Here is a 15,400-nt window from a genome sequence, read left to right as displayed (position 1 = left end):
CGCGATTGATTTGGTTTTATCAGATTTTATCGTATGAAACAGGTGGTAGACACATTAAAATGTCAGGATTTTATAAAGATGTGTCCGTATAAAATAAATACTAGACGTATGGAATGAGCTATTATATATATGCGGAGATGTTAAGTGAAATACCAATAATTAATTATTAAGAGGTGTTTTATGAGAGATCATGATTCAGAGTCCGAATTGGAATGGCCGAACCTTGTAAAAACAAAAGTGGAGTAAAAGCCTGAAAGCAATTATTTCACGACGTATTATGACTAAGAGAGGCGTGATTATAGAAATGAAAAAAATCTATGTGGTAAACAAAACTCATTTTGACATTGGTTTTACCGATTTAGCAGAAAATGTATTGCACAAGTATTGCCATGATTACATTCAAAACGCAATCACTTTAGCTGAAGACTTAAGAAAAGAGGGCAAAGACTTTGTTTGGACAACAGGTAGCTTTATTATTGAATATTACTTCAAAAACATGGATGAAGAAGCTTGTGAAAAGCTAGACGGCGCCATAAAGAAAGGTTACATTCGCTGGCACGCAATCCCGTGTACGTTTGAATCTGAAACTATGACACCTCAAACTTTACATTACATGACTTCAATCTCAAAGAAGTTAGATGCTCGTTATGGATACAAAACAACAAGCGCAAAGATGACTGACGTCCCAGGACATACTATCGGGATTGTTGATGAGTTATATCGTCAAGGAATTAAATTCCTACACATTGGTGTAAATGGCTCGAGCTCAATTCCGGAAGTTCCAGATACATTTCTATGGAAGAATGGCGAAAGTGAGATAATTGTCTCTTATTCAGACGACTATGGTGGCGTAATCGGAATTGATTGCATGGATAACAAGCTGGCGTTTATGCATACTCATGATAATAGTGGTCCAGGAACAAAAGAGAAAATTAACGTCTTTTTGTCAAAAATGGCGAATGAGTATCCAGACTATGAGCTTGAAATGACTTCAATGGATCAGTTTGCAAATGAAATTTGGGAAGTACGTGACCAACTGCCAGTTATTACAGAGGAGATTGGGGACACATGGATTCACGGAATGATGTCTGATCCGAAAATCATTCGTGATTATCGGATTTTAACTAATTACATGTCTGATAACAAAATAGAAAATGATGATGCTAATTTCTATGCGATGTTAGTTCCAGAGCATACTTGCGGAATGGATATCAAACGCTATTTCAGTGACTATATGAATTATGAAAAGAAAGACTTCCAACGAGCGCGTAGTTTAGACCAAATTACCGATCTTGATTTAACCTACGCTTATGGAATTGTTAAAGATGCAACTGTTGGCGAAATGCAATTCACTTATAATGAGTGGACTGATCGTTCGTACAAATTTTATGAGTCTTCATGGAAAGAACAACGCAAGAACGTTGATCGTGCAATAGCTTGTTTGGAGCCTAAAGATCAAAATAACATTAAAAAACTTATCGAAGTTCCATATCATATCTTTGAAAACCAAGGTATTGAATGTGGTTTGGAAGAATTGATTTCGGTAAACGGGTATCAAGTTATGTTTGCTAGCGATGGTTCAATTAACCACTTAGAAAAGGATGGAACACTTTACTTTGATCAGGACAACAAACTCGGGGTTCTGAGCTATACAATTGCTGGGCAAAATGACTATGATAACCTACGTTGCAACTATTTGCGTGAATTACAACATAATTGGTGGGCAATTGACTTCTTAAAGCCAGGAATGGAAATTCAAAAACGCATTCAATTGAATGAAAATTTCACACCACATTTTGTGAAATTAGTTAAGGAAAATGATTCGATTATTGCAACTTTAAAGTATAGCCAAAGAGCTGTGGAGGAGTATGGTGCTCCAAGAGTTGTAAAGGTTAAATATCAATTTGGAGATAAAGTTGAAATTGCACTTTTATTAAAGGATAAAGATGCAATTCGTTATCCAGAAATTTATTCTTTTGACATTACACCACGTTTGAATTCGCCGTACTTAACTAAGATTCGTAAAATTGATACCGTTATTTCACCTTTTGAAGTGGTAGGTCACGGAAATAAGTTGCAACACATGATTGAAGAGTTAATTTACGATGGTAGCGATAAAAAAATCAATATTAAACCTATTGATGCCCCTCTTTTGGGAATCGGAACAAATAACAATCTAAGTTATAACAACAAATACCATCAAGACAACAATAAATTTACGTTTACACTATTGAACACAACATGGGGAACTAATTTCACGATGTGGTATGAAGAAGATATTTTCGCTCGTTTTGAGTTAGTGTTGGGATAAAAATTTCCTGCGAACATAATTCACTCTGTTCACAGGGTAAACGATTATTACACTGGAAATGGGCATACGCCGATGCCTCTTCATCAAAAAAAAACAGTTTATTCTCTTATCTAGACTGTTTTTTAGGTACATTTAGACCGTTTAAGCGATATTCCTTCAAGATGTGTTTGATAAAGTATTCTCAGGCTAGGTCATTACGCTCCCTCGAAATGATTCAGTATCCTCACTCTAGCTCATGAATTCGCAGGATTTTACCCTATGGTAAGTGTAAGTGAAGAACACATGGAGGAGGCGGTGGCTGGGGGATATCAGAAAGGGCATGCGGGAACAGAGGTCAGGTTTCCATCACCCATATTGTTCCATATATGCACGTCTCCACTTTACCCTAGCGATTTTCGCTCCCATGTCTCAACGGGTCTATGCCCTTTCATTCCTTCGTCACATCTTACTAAGGGGTGGAGGTCGGTCTTTCTAACGGAATGGGTCCGAGCCCTTTTGCGTAACGTCTCCCGATACTCCGTGCTTCTTTCATCCTGCGAATACATGAACTGGTGAAGTCGACAGGTGTTATGCTGCTTGTGGAAAGACTTTTGTGGAGTCGTAAGCTTCACTGCTCTTAGCCAGGCCAACAAGCATGCGTGCAACTTTACCGCATAATTTCATAATGGACTTCATTTTCTTTAACTTCTTTACCTCGACGTTATGGTGGTGCAAGGCCCTGACATCCGGATTGGTCATGACCATACACATCGTCATGAGATACAGAAAACGCCTTAGACGCGGGCGGCCGCGCTTGCTAAGCACCATTTTCCCACGCCATTTCCCAGAGCTGGCTTCAGCTAAATTTAGACCCGCATGACGAAGCAAGGCATTTCCGTGTGAGTAACCACTAAGATCACCAGCTTCTCCTAACACACCGGCTAGACTGGTTACATTTACACCTCGAATGGTAAGTAACTTTTGGACATAGGGAATGCGCTCCAATACGAGATGTACTTCGTGTTCAATCTGCTCAAGTTGGCGCTGTGCCAAGTCGTATTCTTCGAGCAGTTGACCCAAGTGTAACTTGTAGGCTTGTAGCGCCTTTGAAGCACCAACGCTGCGTTTAGCCAGCGTTATAAGCTGCTCGGCCCGCCGCAAACCCGCATGACGCTGCACATATTGTTTCCAACCAGCAATGACTTGCTCAGTCGTTAATCGGCTAATTTCCTTCGGGAGAGGAAACAGCCTTAAGGTAGCAATGCTACTCGTGCAGGTGAGAATTTTAAAGACATGCCGAAGTTCAGGGAACACAATATCTACCCAGCGATGAATTTGGTTAACAGCGCTGTTAAGCCGTTTCGTACCCGTGTCCCGATTGGCCATGAGAATACGTAGCTCCTCGTAGGCCTCCGGGTGAAATCGTACAGGGGAATAGTAGCCATTTTTGACCATATCCGCGATGACGAGTGCGTCTTTGCGGTCGCTTTTGGATGGGGTATTGTCGCGATTTTCTTTGTTCTTTTTAACGAGATGTGGATTCACGAGAACAGCCTCAATTCCTTGGTCTGAGAGCCATCGAGCCAGGCTCAGCCAGTAATGTCCGGTGGGCTCCATACCCACAATGATTTTGCTCAGCTTGTAAGACTTGAGCAGATCTTGAACCCAGCCTCCGAACAGGCGAAAGCCCTCGTCATGGCTGCCGAACTCAAGCGGCGATCCCAAAGCAATTCCCCGATAGCTCACTGCGCGAGCAACATGCGTCTGCTGGGCAATATCTACACCGACGACCAGATGCAAAGAGGAAATGTTTTCAATGAGTTGATTTTGCTTGTCTTGAGCTTTAAACTTCATAGTAGAGCGACCTCCTAAATGGTGAGATTAAAAGGGCTGTAGACCCGTATCCAACTCCCATGTTACAGAGGTGCTCTTTTTTGTTCAAACTCCAAATTATTCAGTTTACAGGAATTCTAACGGGACACGTTAGCGGAGCAGAATGCCGCGGCAGCTGCTCCTCTTGTTGTTCAACTACTGGGCAGAATAACGTTATGGTAAGATGATGCCAATAGAACACATGGGGTGCAAAAATGAGAATGTATGCTCTTCTTATAGAACAATAGGGGACATAAGTAAAGTAATGATTTATGAATCAAAGAATGGTGTTTATGTAATTCTATTTGAAACTCATGAAAATAAGGGTGCAAATGCTGACTATTGTTATGAAACATTAGGAGAAGCAATGGATTTCTGCAATAAGGAACTAAACATAGTTGAAGAACAGTGGTTTGTTATAAACGATCCCAAAGACGGGGAACAACACGATATTATTTATTAAACCAGTATTCACAGCATTGAGCTAACGAGGAACGTTAGCTCAAATACGATAAGGCAGCCGGTCAGTCAACACGATCGGCTGCCTTTATTCAACTCCCATGGAAGAACGCAATTACTTCTATAATCTGTGATGTCGCGTGTGCGACATGTATGGCTAACGGGCAGAATAATGGGGATAACTTGAAGAAATTAAATAACATGGTAAAAGGATCTGCTGGATAGTGTAAGTTGATTTGAATGAGAATGGTACTGTTTAAAAGTATAGGATGTGATGAAGTAAATGCAATATTTCATAGGTATTGTTCCTCCTGATGAATACAAAGAACAAATCGCGGCATTTCGTAATCGTTGGGCTAGTAATCGTCTTCAGGCTGTTGTAGAGCCTCACATTACTGTCAAAGCGCAAGGAGGGCTTACGGAAGATATGCACTGGCTTGAAAATGTAAGGGGTACTTGTTCATCGGTCCAATGCTTTCAGTTGTCACTCTCAGAGCCAGGATCATTTGGGAATGCCGTTACATTCCTTAGCGTTGAATCGAAAGATGTATATGATTTACACAAGCGACTGGTAGATACGGTATCACCATCACCTGAACTTATCAAACGTTACCTGGAATTGGATCGCTTCCATCCTCATTTGACCTTGGGGCAAACCTATTGGGGCATGAACGAAGCAGAGATTGAAGAAATGAAGCAATCAGCGATGCACGCTCTTGTTCCCTTTCCGACCTTTAACGTGAAATTTGTGCGTGTATATAAAGAAATTGAACCAAACAAGTACGTACCTTTTGAAGATATCAAATTTGGACACTAATTGTAACTTACTCATCTAATAACAACCAATATTAACATACGAAGTGATTCAGCTAACGGGCAGGATTGTTTAATAATGTGAGCTGTTGTTGTTTGAGTTATTGACAGAATATTGCAAATATCTTATATTGAACTTAATTAATAATTACCAAATACGATGAAGAGGACAAGTAGATACGGAAACGCCGTTCAGGGAACTGCCGGTTGGTGCGAGGCAGCGGATATCCGAATCAAAAAATCACCTCAGAGCTGGCCCCCGAATTATAGTAGATGGGCCCGGGATTCTACCGTTACAAAGAAGCATCGTTGTTGGACGATGGCTAAGTGGGCGTTTATTATAAACGTCAATCAGGGTGGTAACGCGGAGCAACTCCGTCCCAAATGGGATGGGGTTTTTTTGCGTCTTCATAAATTAATTATTAAATTGGAGGGTTATCGAATGAGTAAATTGATGGTTACAGAACGTTTGACATTACGGCAACTTGAATTTGATCATGCTGAAGCTTTGGGTAGGGAATGGTGCAGTTCAACAGGCAGGGTTAAAGATCAGGAGTACTTTTGATAAATCAGCAAACCGTAAGAAAGAACGATTAGTTCGAAAAATCCGGAAAAACGTTGAGCAGATGAAAGGGTGACATTGTAATGCAATTCAAGTTGTATACGGATGTGCATGAGTTTTACATTAATACCTATGATGTGCTGATGCGTCATGAAGCACAAAATTTGATTCCTCTTGGAAATATCATAATTGGGCATGAAGGAAGAGACAAAACAGATTGGCGTGACCCTGTAAATTGGCTTATGGCAACTATTTCGGATGCTAAGGGCATACAACTTACCGCCATAATGACACCGCCACACAATATTACGCTTTATGCAACAGACAACATAATTAACCCAGAAGCTATAAACTGTCTGATAGATGGGCTGAAAGACCGTGAAATTCCAGGTGTGACAACCGAAAAAACCTTGGCAGAGTATTTTGCCAAAGAATATACCTTGCGCAAGGGAATAACTTTTAAAACAACCATGAGCCAACGTATATATGAACTTACGGCAGTAAACCCAGACATTCAAGAGGTTGGTATCGTTCGATTGCTAGATGAAAAGGATATTCACTTTTTCCCATACTGGGCTGAAGCATTTTATGCAGCGGGGAGTTATGGCAAAACAGAAATGTCCATCCCGCAAGATGCAGACCCTTACCTCTACCGAATAGCATCGAAAAAAATCTATATTTTAGAGGACAACGGGATACCCGTTTCTATGGCAGGATATACAAGGGTAATGCAGACGGCTATTGGCGTGGCATTTGTATATACCCCTCCATATGAGCGCAGGAAGGGTTACGCTACTTCAATTGTGGCGCAAATAAGCCAACTTGCATTGGATAAAGGATTTACTAAGTGCGTCTTATATACGGACTTAGCAAATCCCACATCTAATAGCATCTATCAAAAGATAGGCTATATGCCAATTTGTGATTCGCTCCAGTTAAAATTTGAATAGTAGAATGATGCGGACAGAACTTCTACTACCTTAGAAAATAAGAGCATAGTATACAGTAAAGATACGGCGGCGCGTTATCGTGATGTACCGCCGTTTTTTCGTGAACCGAAACAGTAAAACATGTGTAATCCGGTATATTGCTGTTGATTCATCAATATTGATAATTATTCGGATTCAATTCAAGTATTGAACTCCCATGAAAATTAAATCCGCAGTTATTGTAAAAAGGCAAACGTAAATAAGACGCAGTCCATTCATTTTTTTGAAGGTCACAGCATCCGAAATAAGGAATATTGGTATATTAATGAATTAAGAGACTTTTGCAATAGTTACAGAATAACCTAAGTTTTCTAGTCGTCGAACTGAGTATTTCACAATAGATTGTTGCTTCTGTTTGTCAAAGTAGTCTTCTCCTAGGTCCAAATACATTTCTTCACGTGTTAACAGATAGTAGGCTATTCTCAACATAGCATGTGCAACAGAGACCGCTGCTCGTTTCCTTCCTTTTCGCGCTGCTGTTCGTCTATACATGGCACCGAGATAGTTCTTTGACGCTGCAACAGAATGGGCTGCTTCTAACACTTTTTGAATTCGGTTATGTTGTCTAGCCCGTTCTTCAATGATACTACGACGATATCGAACAAGTTCTCGAAGCTCCCGTTGATTTCGATCTGGAATGAAACTTGCTTTAAGCAGCCCATGACGAAGAAGCTTTGCAATCGATTCTGAGTCCTTGACATCTGTTTTACGTCCAGGTAAAGCTTTCATATGCTGGGCATTCACCACTAAAAATTCAATTCCTTCGGCTTCAAGTAAATTAACAATAGGCTTCCAAAATACACCCGTGCTTTCCATAGCAACGTGAGTACATTCATGCTGTTTAATCCAGTCAATTAATTGTAATAGAAACACAGTTTTAGTTGAAAACGTTTGAATCTCCTTTCCGTTAGACGTTAGAATACATGTGGTAATATTATCCTTATAAATATCCATACCACATGCCCGTTCAACTACGATTTCCACCTTAAAGCATCCTCTCTACGGCTAAATTAGAAAGAGGCTGGTGCAACAATCAGAGTAGGATTAATCTCCCATGAGTGCTTCCCAAAAGGGAGCGACAATCTGTGATGCACCGTGATCGTTGGAGTCAGACTAACGGATGGGCTCTAAGGCACCATAGTTGATCGACCTTCCTCTCCCAGCCATAGTAGCAGTATTGGCGGATATAACCATTTTCATTATCTGTGGTGCGGCGCTTGCGCTGCATGTATGGCTAACGGACAGTTTTGCTCAATGAATTCAGGAACTTTTATCCCGACTAAACGTCATTTTTTAAAGCAGTAATATAATTGCAGATTCGCCAAGTAAAGGACCAAAGTAAGGAGGGATAGCACATGAGAAAACACAGTTTTTATTTCCTGTGTACAGCAATGGTTTTTTTGATGATTGTTGGGTGTTCTAATAATAAGCAACTACCAGATGAGCCTGTAAGACCGACGATTACATTACAAGAACAGAATATTGAGTATCTCGAAGGTCAATCTTGTTGGTTTGGTACTAACACAGAGGTAGGTGTATGTGCTGATCCTCCGCATCCGACTACTTTTAATAAAAGCATCAAAGAAAAAGCAGTTGTTGCAGACTCTGGAGGGGTTATCAGGATTAAGTTTCCGATTAAGCCTGATAATTTTACGTTAACCGTTGTCAATTCAGATGGCGGTGAGGAATCGATAGGTAAACCAGATCAATACAGTTACAAACTTTCATTGAAGCCAGGGTATTATGAATACATTCTTTCTGCAGTATGGGAAGAAAGAAATACTGCTAGTTACCATTTTGGTATTCAAATAATCGAATGAGCGTATCTATAAAAATCGGTTCATTAAGCTATCAGGGAACGATAGTTGAGGAGCTTGCTTGGAGGCAGCTCCTTTTTGTTTGCTGAAGTAACGGGCAGTTTAGTGCCATCCGATTTATTGATGGAAAAATGATAATTATTTGTAGATCCAATGAAATATAATGGATTGGGGGGTGTTGTTAAATGACAACTTCGGAAATACAAGCCGTTTTCATTGATAGGGATGGAACAATTGGTGGTTCAGAAGAAGTTATTTTTCCTGGATCATTTGAATTATTTCCATTCACTACCGATTCTTTGAGAACATTGAAGAATGCCGATATACTAATCTTTTCGTTTACAAATCAACCTGGAGTATCTCGTGGAGATGCGCAGTTTGATGATTTCCAGGATGAACTCACTTCGTTTGGTTTTGACAAAGCTTTTATTTGCCCACACCAACATGGAGAGGGATGTACCTGTCGAAAGCCCTCGCCAGACATGCTTATTCAAGCAGCGCTAGAGTATGGTCTGAAGTTGAAGAATTGCGTTGTTATTGGTGATAGATGGACGGATATGATTGCGGCTCAAAGGGCAGGATGTATGAAAGTTTTGGTGAAGACGGGTTCGGGAGAAAAGGATATGGCTAAATATCGTAGTAATCAATTCTTCGGAGAATGGCTTGAAGCTGTGCCAGATTACATAGCAGAGGATTTATCAGATGCTGTTAAATGGATCATCATGAAGTAAAATGTTTTTCAACTCCCATGAAAATTAAATCCGCGAAAAACCTCAAAAAGACAAAAATAAATTAGACCTAGCCGAATGATTTTTAAAAAAAGGCTGAGCCTGAGAAGAGTTATGAAATTAAAGTACCAAAGACCTTTCATAGCTGAAAATAAAAAATGAGGCTGGTGCAGCAACGAGAGTAGGATTAATCTCCCATGAGTGCTTCCCAAAAGGGAGCGACAATCTGTGATGCACCGTGGTCGTTGGAGTCAGACTAACGGATGGGCTCTAAGGCACTATAGTTGATCGACCTTCCTCTCCCAGCCATAGTAGCAGTATTAACAGAGATGACCATTTTCATTATTTGTGGTGCAGCGCTTGCGCTGCATGTATGGCCAACGGGCAGTATAGTTGAATGAATTTGGTGCAATCAATAGGTCAAAAAAGTCAAGGACCGCATAGACGGTCTTTTTTTATTTAACATGATCTTTGCGTAGCAGAACTGTAAACTAAAAAAAACTTCATAAAACAGCATAAAAATGATGTTTTTCACAATAGAATCTTTACAAAACGGCATATTAATGAATATAATTGATTTGTTATAAAGGGAAAAGTGAATGTTCAGGAGGTATAATGCGTGCCAAAGGAAGACACTGGGATGTTTGCTGAAGAGCGTCGGGAAAAAATCCAAGCATTATTGAATGTAGAAAAACGTGTAATGGTCAAAGACTTAGCGGAAAAGTTCCAGGTTTCCATCGATTCAATCAGGCGTGACCTCTCCATTATGGAGGAACAGGGATTGCTCAAGAAAACCCACGGCGGAGCGATTCCATCCACGAAGGTTCGACAAGCCCCACCTCCACCAGAAATCCGATACGGCGAAGGAACTCCGCAAGGTAATGCGATTGCTAAGCTTGCTGTATCGTATATTCGGGAAAGCGATACTGTATTTATTGGAAGCGGATCTTTATCTTATGTGCTATTGAAGCATCTGCCTGAACAAATGCCACTTACAATCGTTACAAATAGCATGCGGGTAGCCGATTCTTTAAGGGAACGACAATGGATTGAAACCTACCTAATTGGTGGTCGGGTAAAGCCGTCAGGAAATATTACTGACGTTCTAGCGACAGAATTTATCCGTCTGTTTAAGTTTGATGTCAGCTTCGTCACTGGAGGAGGCATCTCGGAGGAAGGGATTTTTGTGGCCACTCCTGAAGTAGGGGCATTCGGTCGGGCGGTATCTGTTGCATCCCGTCGGTGCATCGGAATTGCCACGCACCAATCTCTTGGCAACGAAGGGTTTGCGAAAGCTGGCCGGATTGAAGATTTAGATCTGTTAATTACTGATGAGGATGCAGATCCGGAGGCAGTCGAACAAATTCAAGCACTTGGCGTTAAGGTGATCGTAGCCCAGCTAGAGGAAAAATGACTGAAAACACAGAGTAGTTATATTAAGACTTTAGAAAGGATGTGGCGATTTTGTTTTATAGAAGGAAGTTTTACATTGTAAAAAATGAGTTTGTTGATATTTTTAATGCACATTTTAATGAAACTAATTTGCCGAATCAGATTAAACATGGGGCTCAACTAGTTGGAAGATGGATGGTACCGAGTAATGAATCAACCACTGAAATATTCGCTATTTGGGAGTACGACAGTTATGAAAAGTACAAGGAAATAGAAACGATTGTTAGAGGGGACATTGAACACAGAAATCGAATAAATAAGTGGTATGAAGAAAATGGTGGTAGAGAATACGTTTATAGGCAGTGTATTTTAGAGGTTAAAAACGAGCAGATATTTTCTACTTTGATGAAGAATGAATTCACTAATCATGAAGTGCAATTTTGGCTTAAGAACTAATGAATTAAATTTATATACTTTCGGCTCCGCTAACGGGCAGGCTGATTTAGGAAATAAAAGGAAAATATATTACAGATAACGAACATTAAATTGATAATTGTGAATGTGAATTTTTAAAAAAGGGGGATTGCAATGGTTTCAATTGTTCAAATGATACTTAATGATTCTTATAAAATTCGTGACATCGACCGTTCGGAAACAATCAAATTGAAGTACAAATTAAAGAACGGGGTACTTGAAGAAATAAAATCACCACATGAATGTCCCAGATGGAAAGAAGATATTTATCTAGAGATAATATCCCGATATGAATATGAACTCACCAACGGTGGTACGGCTTTTGGAGCATTTGACGGAGATAAATTGGTCGGGTTTGGTGTCTTAGCTCATAAGTTGAGGGGTTATGATAATGATAGGCTTCAGATTGACCTTATGTATGTGACACGGGAATATCGAAGAAGAGGAATCGGTAGCTTTATTATGGAATCACTGAGTACAGTAGCAATTGAAAAAGGGGCGAAGTACTTATATATATCGTCTACCGAGACTGAATCTGCGGTGAAGTATTATACTAGTCATGGTTCAGCTATTACATCAGAGATTGATTCGGAATTATTTGAAAAAGAACCTAATGACATTCACATGCTAAAGAAATTATAACCACTAGAATACAGTTGGATATTAAGCTAATAACGATAGTGGAATAGCGGTTGCTTCTCGCAGCCGTTTTTTATTTGTTCAACTCCCATGAAAATTTAATCCGCGAAAAACCTAAAAAAGACAATAATAAATTAGACCTAGCCGAATGATTTTTAAAAAAGGCTGAGCCTGAGAAGAGTTATGAAATTAAAGTACCAAAGACCTTTCAAAGCTGAAAATAAAAAATGAGGCTGGTGCAGCAACCAGAGTAGGATTAATCTCCCATGAGTGCTTGCCAAAAGGGAGCGACAATCTGTGATGCACCGTGGTCGTTGGAGTCAGACTAACGGATGGGATCTAAGGCACCATAGTTGATCGACCTTCCTCTCCCAGCCATAGTAGCAGTAAGGACAGATTCGTCGATCCATTTTCACCATCTGTGGTGCAGCGCTTGCGCTGCATGTATGGCTAACGGGCAGTATAACGGGACAATAACAACCCAAATTATGGTAGAATGGAGCACGAGGCTGTGAAATGAAAAGAGGGGCGTGGCAGGGTGAATGATCAGGTTGTTCAGAAAGCTGGAGCGTTTGTACTAACCAATAAAAGAATGGCATTTATGATGGGACCGACTGTGGATCAATCGGAACTTGCTATTGTTAGACTTGGCGGGCATAGAGAGGGGGCTGAAACGGCTTGGGAATGTGCCCAACGTGAAGTTCTTGAAGAGTCTCAGATGCGAATAACTCCTTTAACGCCTTCAATGACTTTTTATTGTCCCAATACTAGGTTTGACATTGATATAGAGTTGGAACCTATTGATAAATTTCAAAATGCAAGCATTGAACCACGCCCATTGATTGTGGGACATCAGAATTCAGTACAAAGCATAACTCCTATTTTCCTGGCATCATCAGACGACGAACCAGTACCCAGTATGGAGACTAAAGCATTAATGCTCTTAACTCGTAAAGAAGTTATTCTTCTATGCTCCGGAACAATAACTTTAGATGAATTCCAAACTTTGGGTGGAAAAGTCATATTTGGACAACATATTGATGGGAATTTACCATTCAAACCATTTGGACATCTACGTATGCTTTCAATTATTCTAGAACACTATCCTAATGTAATTTCAACCTCAATGTTTTGTTAAAAGTTAAACTCCCATGAAAATTAAATTAGCTCTAAACCTGAAAAAGAGCATAATAAAATAGACTTCGAATAACACTTTTTAAAAAAGGTTGAGCCTCTTGAGTAATCATATAGAGATTGTTAGATCTTTTAAGCACAAAAAATATCATATAGATAACAACCAAAAAGGCAAGGCTGGTGCAACAACCAAAAAAGGATTAATCTCCCATGAGTGCTTCCCAAAAGGGAGCGACAATCTGTGATGCACCGTGGTCGTTGGAGTCAGACTAACGGATGGGCTCTAGGCACCATAGTTCATCGACCTTCCTCTCCCAGCCATAGTAGCAGTATGGACGTTTGAAGATTTAGGGATCGCCGTTACTAGTCTAAATGAGCAGTCTCAACAAATAGGCACCATTGTCAGCACCATTAAAGGAATATCTGAGCAAACGAACTTGTTAGCGCTTAATGCGGCAATTGAAGCTGCCCGATCAGGTGAAGATGGGAGAGGATTTGCAGTGGTTGCTAGTGAAGTTCGCAAATTGGCTGGCCAGACAAGTGAAGCAGCCGAGCGAGTTTCTGGGATGATTGAAGAAATTAGATTGAGCATTGGAAATGCCCATCAATCCATGAGTAAAGGTCAAAATGAAGTCGCAGCAGGGGTTCAAGCGATTGATGATACGGGTAAAGCATTTGAACGTATTTTGCAGGCCACCCGGGCCATCGTAGATCAGGTAAAAGAATCCTCGTCCGCCTCACAACAGATGTACGCAAGTTCTGAACAAATATCTGCTGCGGTGATGGAGGTCGAGCAGGTTTCATTGAACACAGCTTCGGCTGCACAGACTGTATCTACTGCTGTTGAGGAACAGATTGCTTCCATGAAGGACATTGCGGCATCTGCTCGCAAGCTGCAAGAGGGTTCGGATGAGATGCGTGCTTTAGTAAATCAGTTTAAATTGGGATAGATGTTCATACATAGAGTTACAGAAACGGAAATCGAGTTACAAAAACGGAATATGCAAAATACTAAAGAGGGAGACTACCCCCTCTTTTTGTTATGTCGACAGTTATACGACATTTCTGTCATTCCATTCTTCTATTATTTTCCTAAAGTTATCTTGTCGTTAGGAAGTATTCCTGCTATAGTCATACTGACTTATTAAATACGTTTAATAAGTCAGTATGACTATAGGTGGGAGAGCCATGGCAAGTGATAAACGACTTCCTTCACAGCAAATGAAATCTGAAATTATTCGAAATATTCGAACAGCATTATTAGAATTAGGAAGAGCTACGAAAGCGGAGTTAAGTCAAAGATTACAATACAGTTTTCCAACGATCAGTAAATTTCTAATGCAGATGGAAGAGACCGGAGAAGTAACGATCATCGGTCTTGATGAGTCAAGTGGTGGAAGAAGGGCGATAAGATACGCCTATAATCCGAATTATCGATTAGGGATGGCTATTTTTTTGGAAAAAAATGAAACGAATTATACCATCTATAATTGCATTGGTGATGTAATAAAAGAAGGGAATTTGCCCAGTATTCTTGAGGAAGATGTAAGTAAACTGGTCACGCTTATAGAAGTTGAAAAAAAAGCCAATCCAAAGATTCATTCTGTGGCTATTGGTGTTCCAGGCGCGGTGAAACATGGGAAGATTTTTCTGATCCCAGGCTATGAGAAATATCAGAATCTAGATTTGAAAAGATGTATAGAAGATCAGCTCTCTATCCCGACGATCGTGGAAAACGATATGAATGCTGCTGTAATCGGCTATATGACGCAAAGAAATTTGAAGGAAAGTATTTCTCTGATGTATTTGTATTTAGGGAAAAATGGTCCGGGAGCAGGGATAGCGGTTAATGGTGAAATTGTTCGAGGAAAGACGTTTTTTTCAGGGGAAGTTCAATTTGTACCCCAGTATGACAATAGAAATTTCATAGATGCATTAACATTAACTCGAAATACTGGTGGATCTAGGATGCGGTTGGATCATAGAGTGGATGCAATTAGTCGATTAGTGGCTACAATCACCTCTATTTTGAATCCGCATTATATTATTTTTTGTGAGGATGAATTAGATCCAGCTATGCTCAATCAAATCGAAGATCGAACTGCTACATACGTTCCTAAGGAACATCTTCCAGAGTTAGGGGTAAGTGACTTGAAGCGTGATTATCTGAATGGATTACAAAGTCTTGGATTAGGTTTATTAGTTTCACAACAAATAGATTAGAACCATTA

Annotated in this window: 15 protein-coding genes and 1 other annotated feature; of the genes, 13 read left to right on the top strand and 2 right to left on the bottom strand. The window is 40.1% G+C overall.

The genetic code is table 11. From position 1 onward, the window contains the following. Positions 1-277 precede the first annotated feature (277 nt). Complete coding sequence (locus MHH52_RS16745) at positions 278-2,311, top strand: DUF5054 domain-containing protein (protein ID WP_340003684.1); 2,034 nt, start codon at positions 278-280, stop codon at positions 2,309-2,311. 567 nt (positions 2,312-2,878) lie between these two features. Here MHH52_RS16745 and MHH52_RS16740 read toward each other — a convergent pair. Continuing rightward, the gene (locus MHH52_RS16740) at positions 2,879-4,144 is read right to left on the bottom strand and encodes an IS110 family transposase (RefSeq protein WP_340003683.1); all 1,266 of its coding nucleotides are present in this window, start codon (positions 4,142-4,144) and stop codon (positions 2,879-2,881) included. Between the two features lie 202 nt (positions 4,145-4,346). Between MHH52_RS16740 and MHH52_RS16735 the strand changes: the two genes are divergently transcribed. From MHH52_RS16735 to MHH52_RS16720, 4 genes are all read left to right on the top strand, one after another. Then, positions 4,347-4,625, top strand: coding sequence for a hypothetical protein (locus tag MHH52_RS16735; protein ID WP_340003682.1), 279 nt, complete (start codon positions 4,347-4,349; stop codon positions 4,623-4,625). A 279-nt stretch (positions 4,626-4,904) separates the two neighbouring features. Then, positions 4,905-5,438, top strand: coding sequence for a 2'-5' RNA ligase family protein (locus MHH52_RS16730; protein ID WP_340003681.1), 534 nt, complete (start codon positions 4,905-4,907; stop codon positions 5,436-5,438). Positions 5,439-5,585: 147 nt separating this feature from the next. Beyond that, positions 5,586-5,820: a binding site (T-box leader), on the top strand. A gap of 56 nt (positions 5,821-5,876) precedes the next feature. Continuing rightward, on the top strand, positions 5,877-5,999 hold the full coding sequence (locus MHH52_RS16725) for a hypothetical protein (RefSeq protein WP_340003680.1): 123 nt from the start codon (positions 5,877-5,879) through the stop codon (positions 5,997-5,999). 80 nt (positions 6,000-6,079) lie between these two features. Next, positions 6,080-6,946, top strand: a complete 867-nt coding sequence (locus tag MHH52_RS16720; RefSeq protein ID WP_340003679.1) for a GNAT family N-acetyltransferase — start codon at positions 6,080-6,082, stop codon at positions 6,944-6,946. 309 nt (positions 6,947-7,255) lie between these two features. Here the strand turns inward: MHH52_RS16720 and MHH52_RS16715 are convergent, their stop codons facing one another. Further along, the gene (locus tag MHH52_RS16715) at positions 7,256-7,969 is read right to left on the bottom strand and encodes an IS110 family transposase (RefSeq protein WP_340003678.1); all 714 of its coding nucleotides are present in this window, start codon (positions 7,967-7,969) and stop codon (positions 7,256-7,258) included. Positions 7,970-8,340: 371 nt separating this feature from the next. Here MHH52_RS16715 and MHH52_RS16710 point away from each other — a divergent pair, with 371 nt between their 5' ends. The 8 genes from MHH52_RS16710 (at position 8,341) to MHH52_RS16675 (ending at position 15,392) form a co-directional block, all read left to right on the top strand. Next, positions 8,341-8,805, top strand: coding sequence for a hypothetical protein (locus MHH52_RS16710; protein ID WP_340003677.1), 465 nt, complete (start codon positions 8,341-8,343; stop codon positions 8,803-8,805). Positions 8,806-8,987: 182 nt separating this feature from the next. Then, positions 8,988-9,533: an HAD-IIIA family hydrolase gene (locus MHH52_RS16705; RefSeq protein WP_340003676.1), complete on the top strand. Its 546-nt coding sequence runs from the start codon at positions 8,988-8,990 to the stop codon at positions 9,531-9,533. 637 nt (positions 9,534-10,170) lie between these two features. Then, complete coding sequence (locus MHH52_RS16700; RefSeq protein WP_340009703.1) at positions 10,171-10,944, top strand: DeoR/GlpR family DNA-binding transcription regulator; 774 nt, start codon at positions 10,171-10,173, stop codon at positions 10,942-10,944. 50 nt (positions 10,945-10,994) lie between these two features. Beyond that, the gene (locus tag MHH52_RS16695) at positions 10,995-11,378 is read left to right on the top strand and encodes an NIPSNAP family protein (protein ID WP_340003675.1); all 384 of its coding nucleotides are present in this window, start codon (positions 10,995-10,997) and stop codon (positions 11,376-11,378) included. Positions 11,379-11,510: 132 nt separating this feature from the next. Beyond that, complete coding sequence (locus MHH52_RS16690) at positions 11,511-12,038, top strand: GNAT family N-acetyltransferase (protein WP_340003674.1); 528 nt, start codon at positions 11,511-11,513, stop codon at positions 12,036-12,038. A gap of 535 nt (positions 12,039-12,573) precedes the next feature. Further along, positions 12,574-13,173 (top strand): hypothetical protein, encoded by a 600-nt coding sequence (locus tag MHH52_RS16685; RefSeq protein ID WP_340003673.1) that lies wholly within the window; start codon positions 12,574-12,576, stop codon positions 13,171-13,173. A gap of 295 nt (positions 13,174-13,468) precedes the next feature. Beyond that, on the top strand, positions 13,469-14,119 hold the full coding sequence (locus MHH52_RS16680; protein WP_340009701.1) for a methyl-accepting chemotaxis protein: 651 nt from the start codon (positions 13,469-13,471) through the stop codon (positions 14,117-14,119). A 238-nt stretch (positions 14,120-14,357) separates the two neighbouring features. Then, on the top strand, positions 14,358-15,392 hold the full coding sequence (locus MHH52_RS16675; RefSeq protein WP_340003672.1) for an ROK family protein: 1,035 nt from the start codon (positions 14,358-14,360) through the stop codon (positions 15,390-15,392). Positions 15,393-15,400 lie beyond the last annotated feature (8 nt).

It is taken from the genome of Paenibacillus sp. FSL K6-0276 (assembly GCF_037977235.1).
Lineage (GTDB): Bacteria > Bacillota > Bacilli > Paenibacillales > Paenibacillaceae > Paenibacillus_AQ.
The sequence above is the reverse complement of the archived record's forward strand: the minus strand, read 5'-3'. Positions and strand labels throughout refer to the sequence as shown.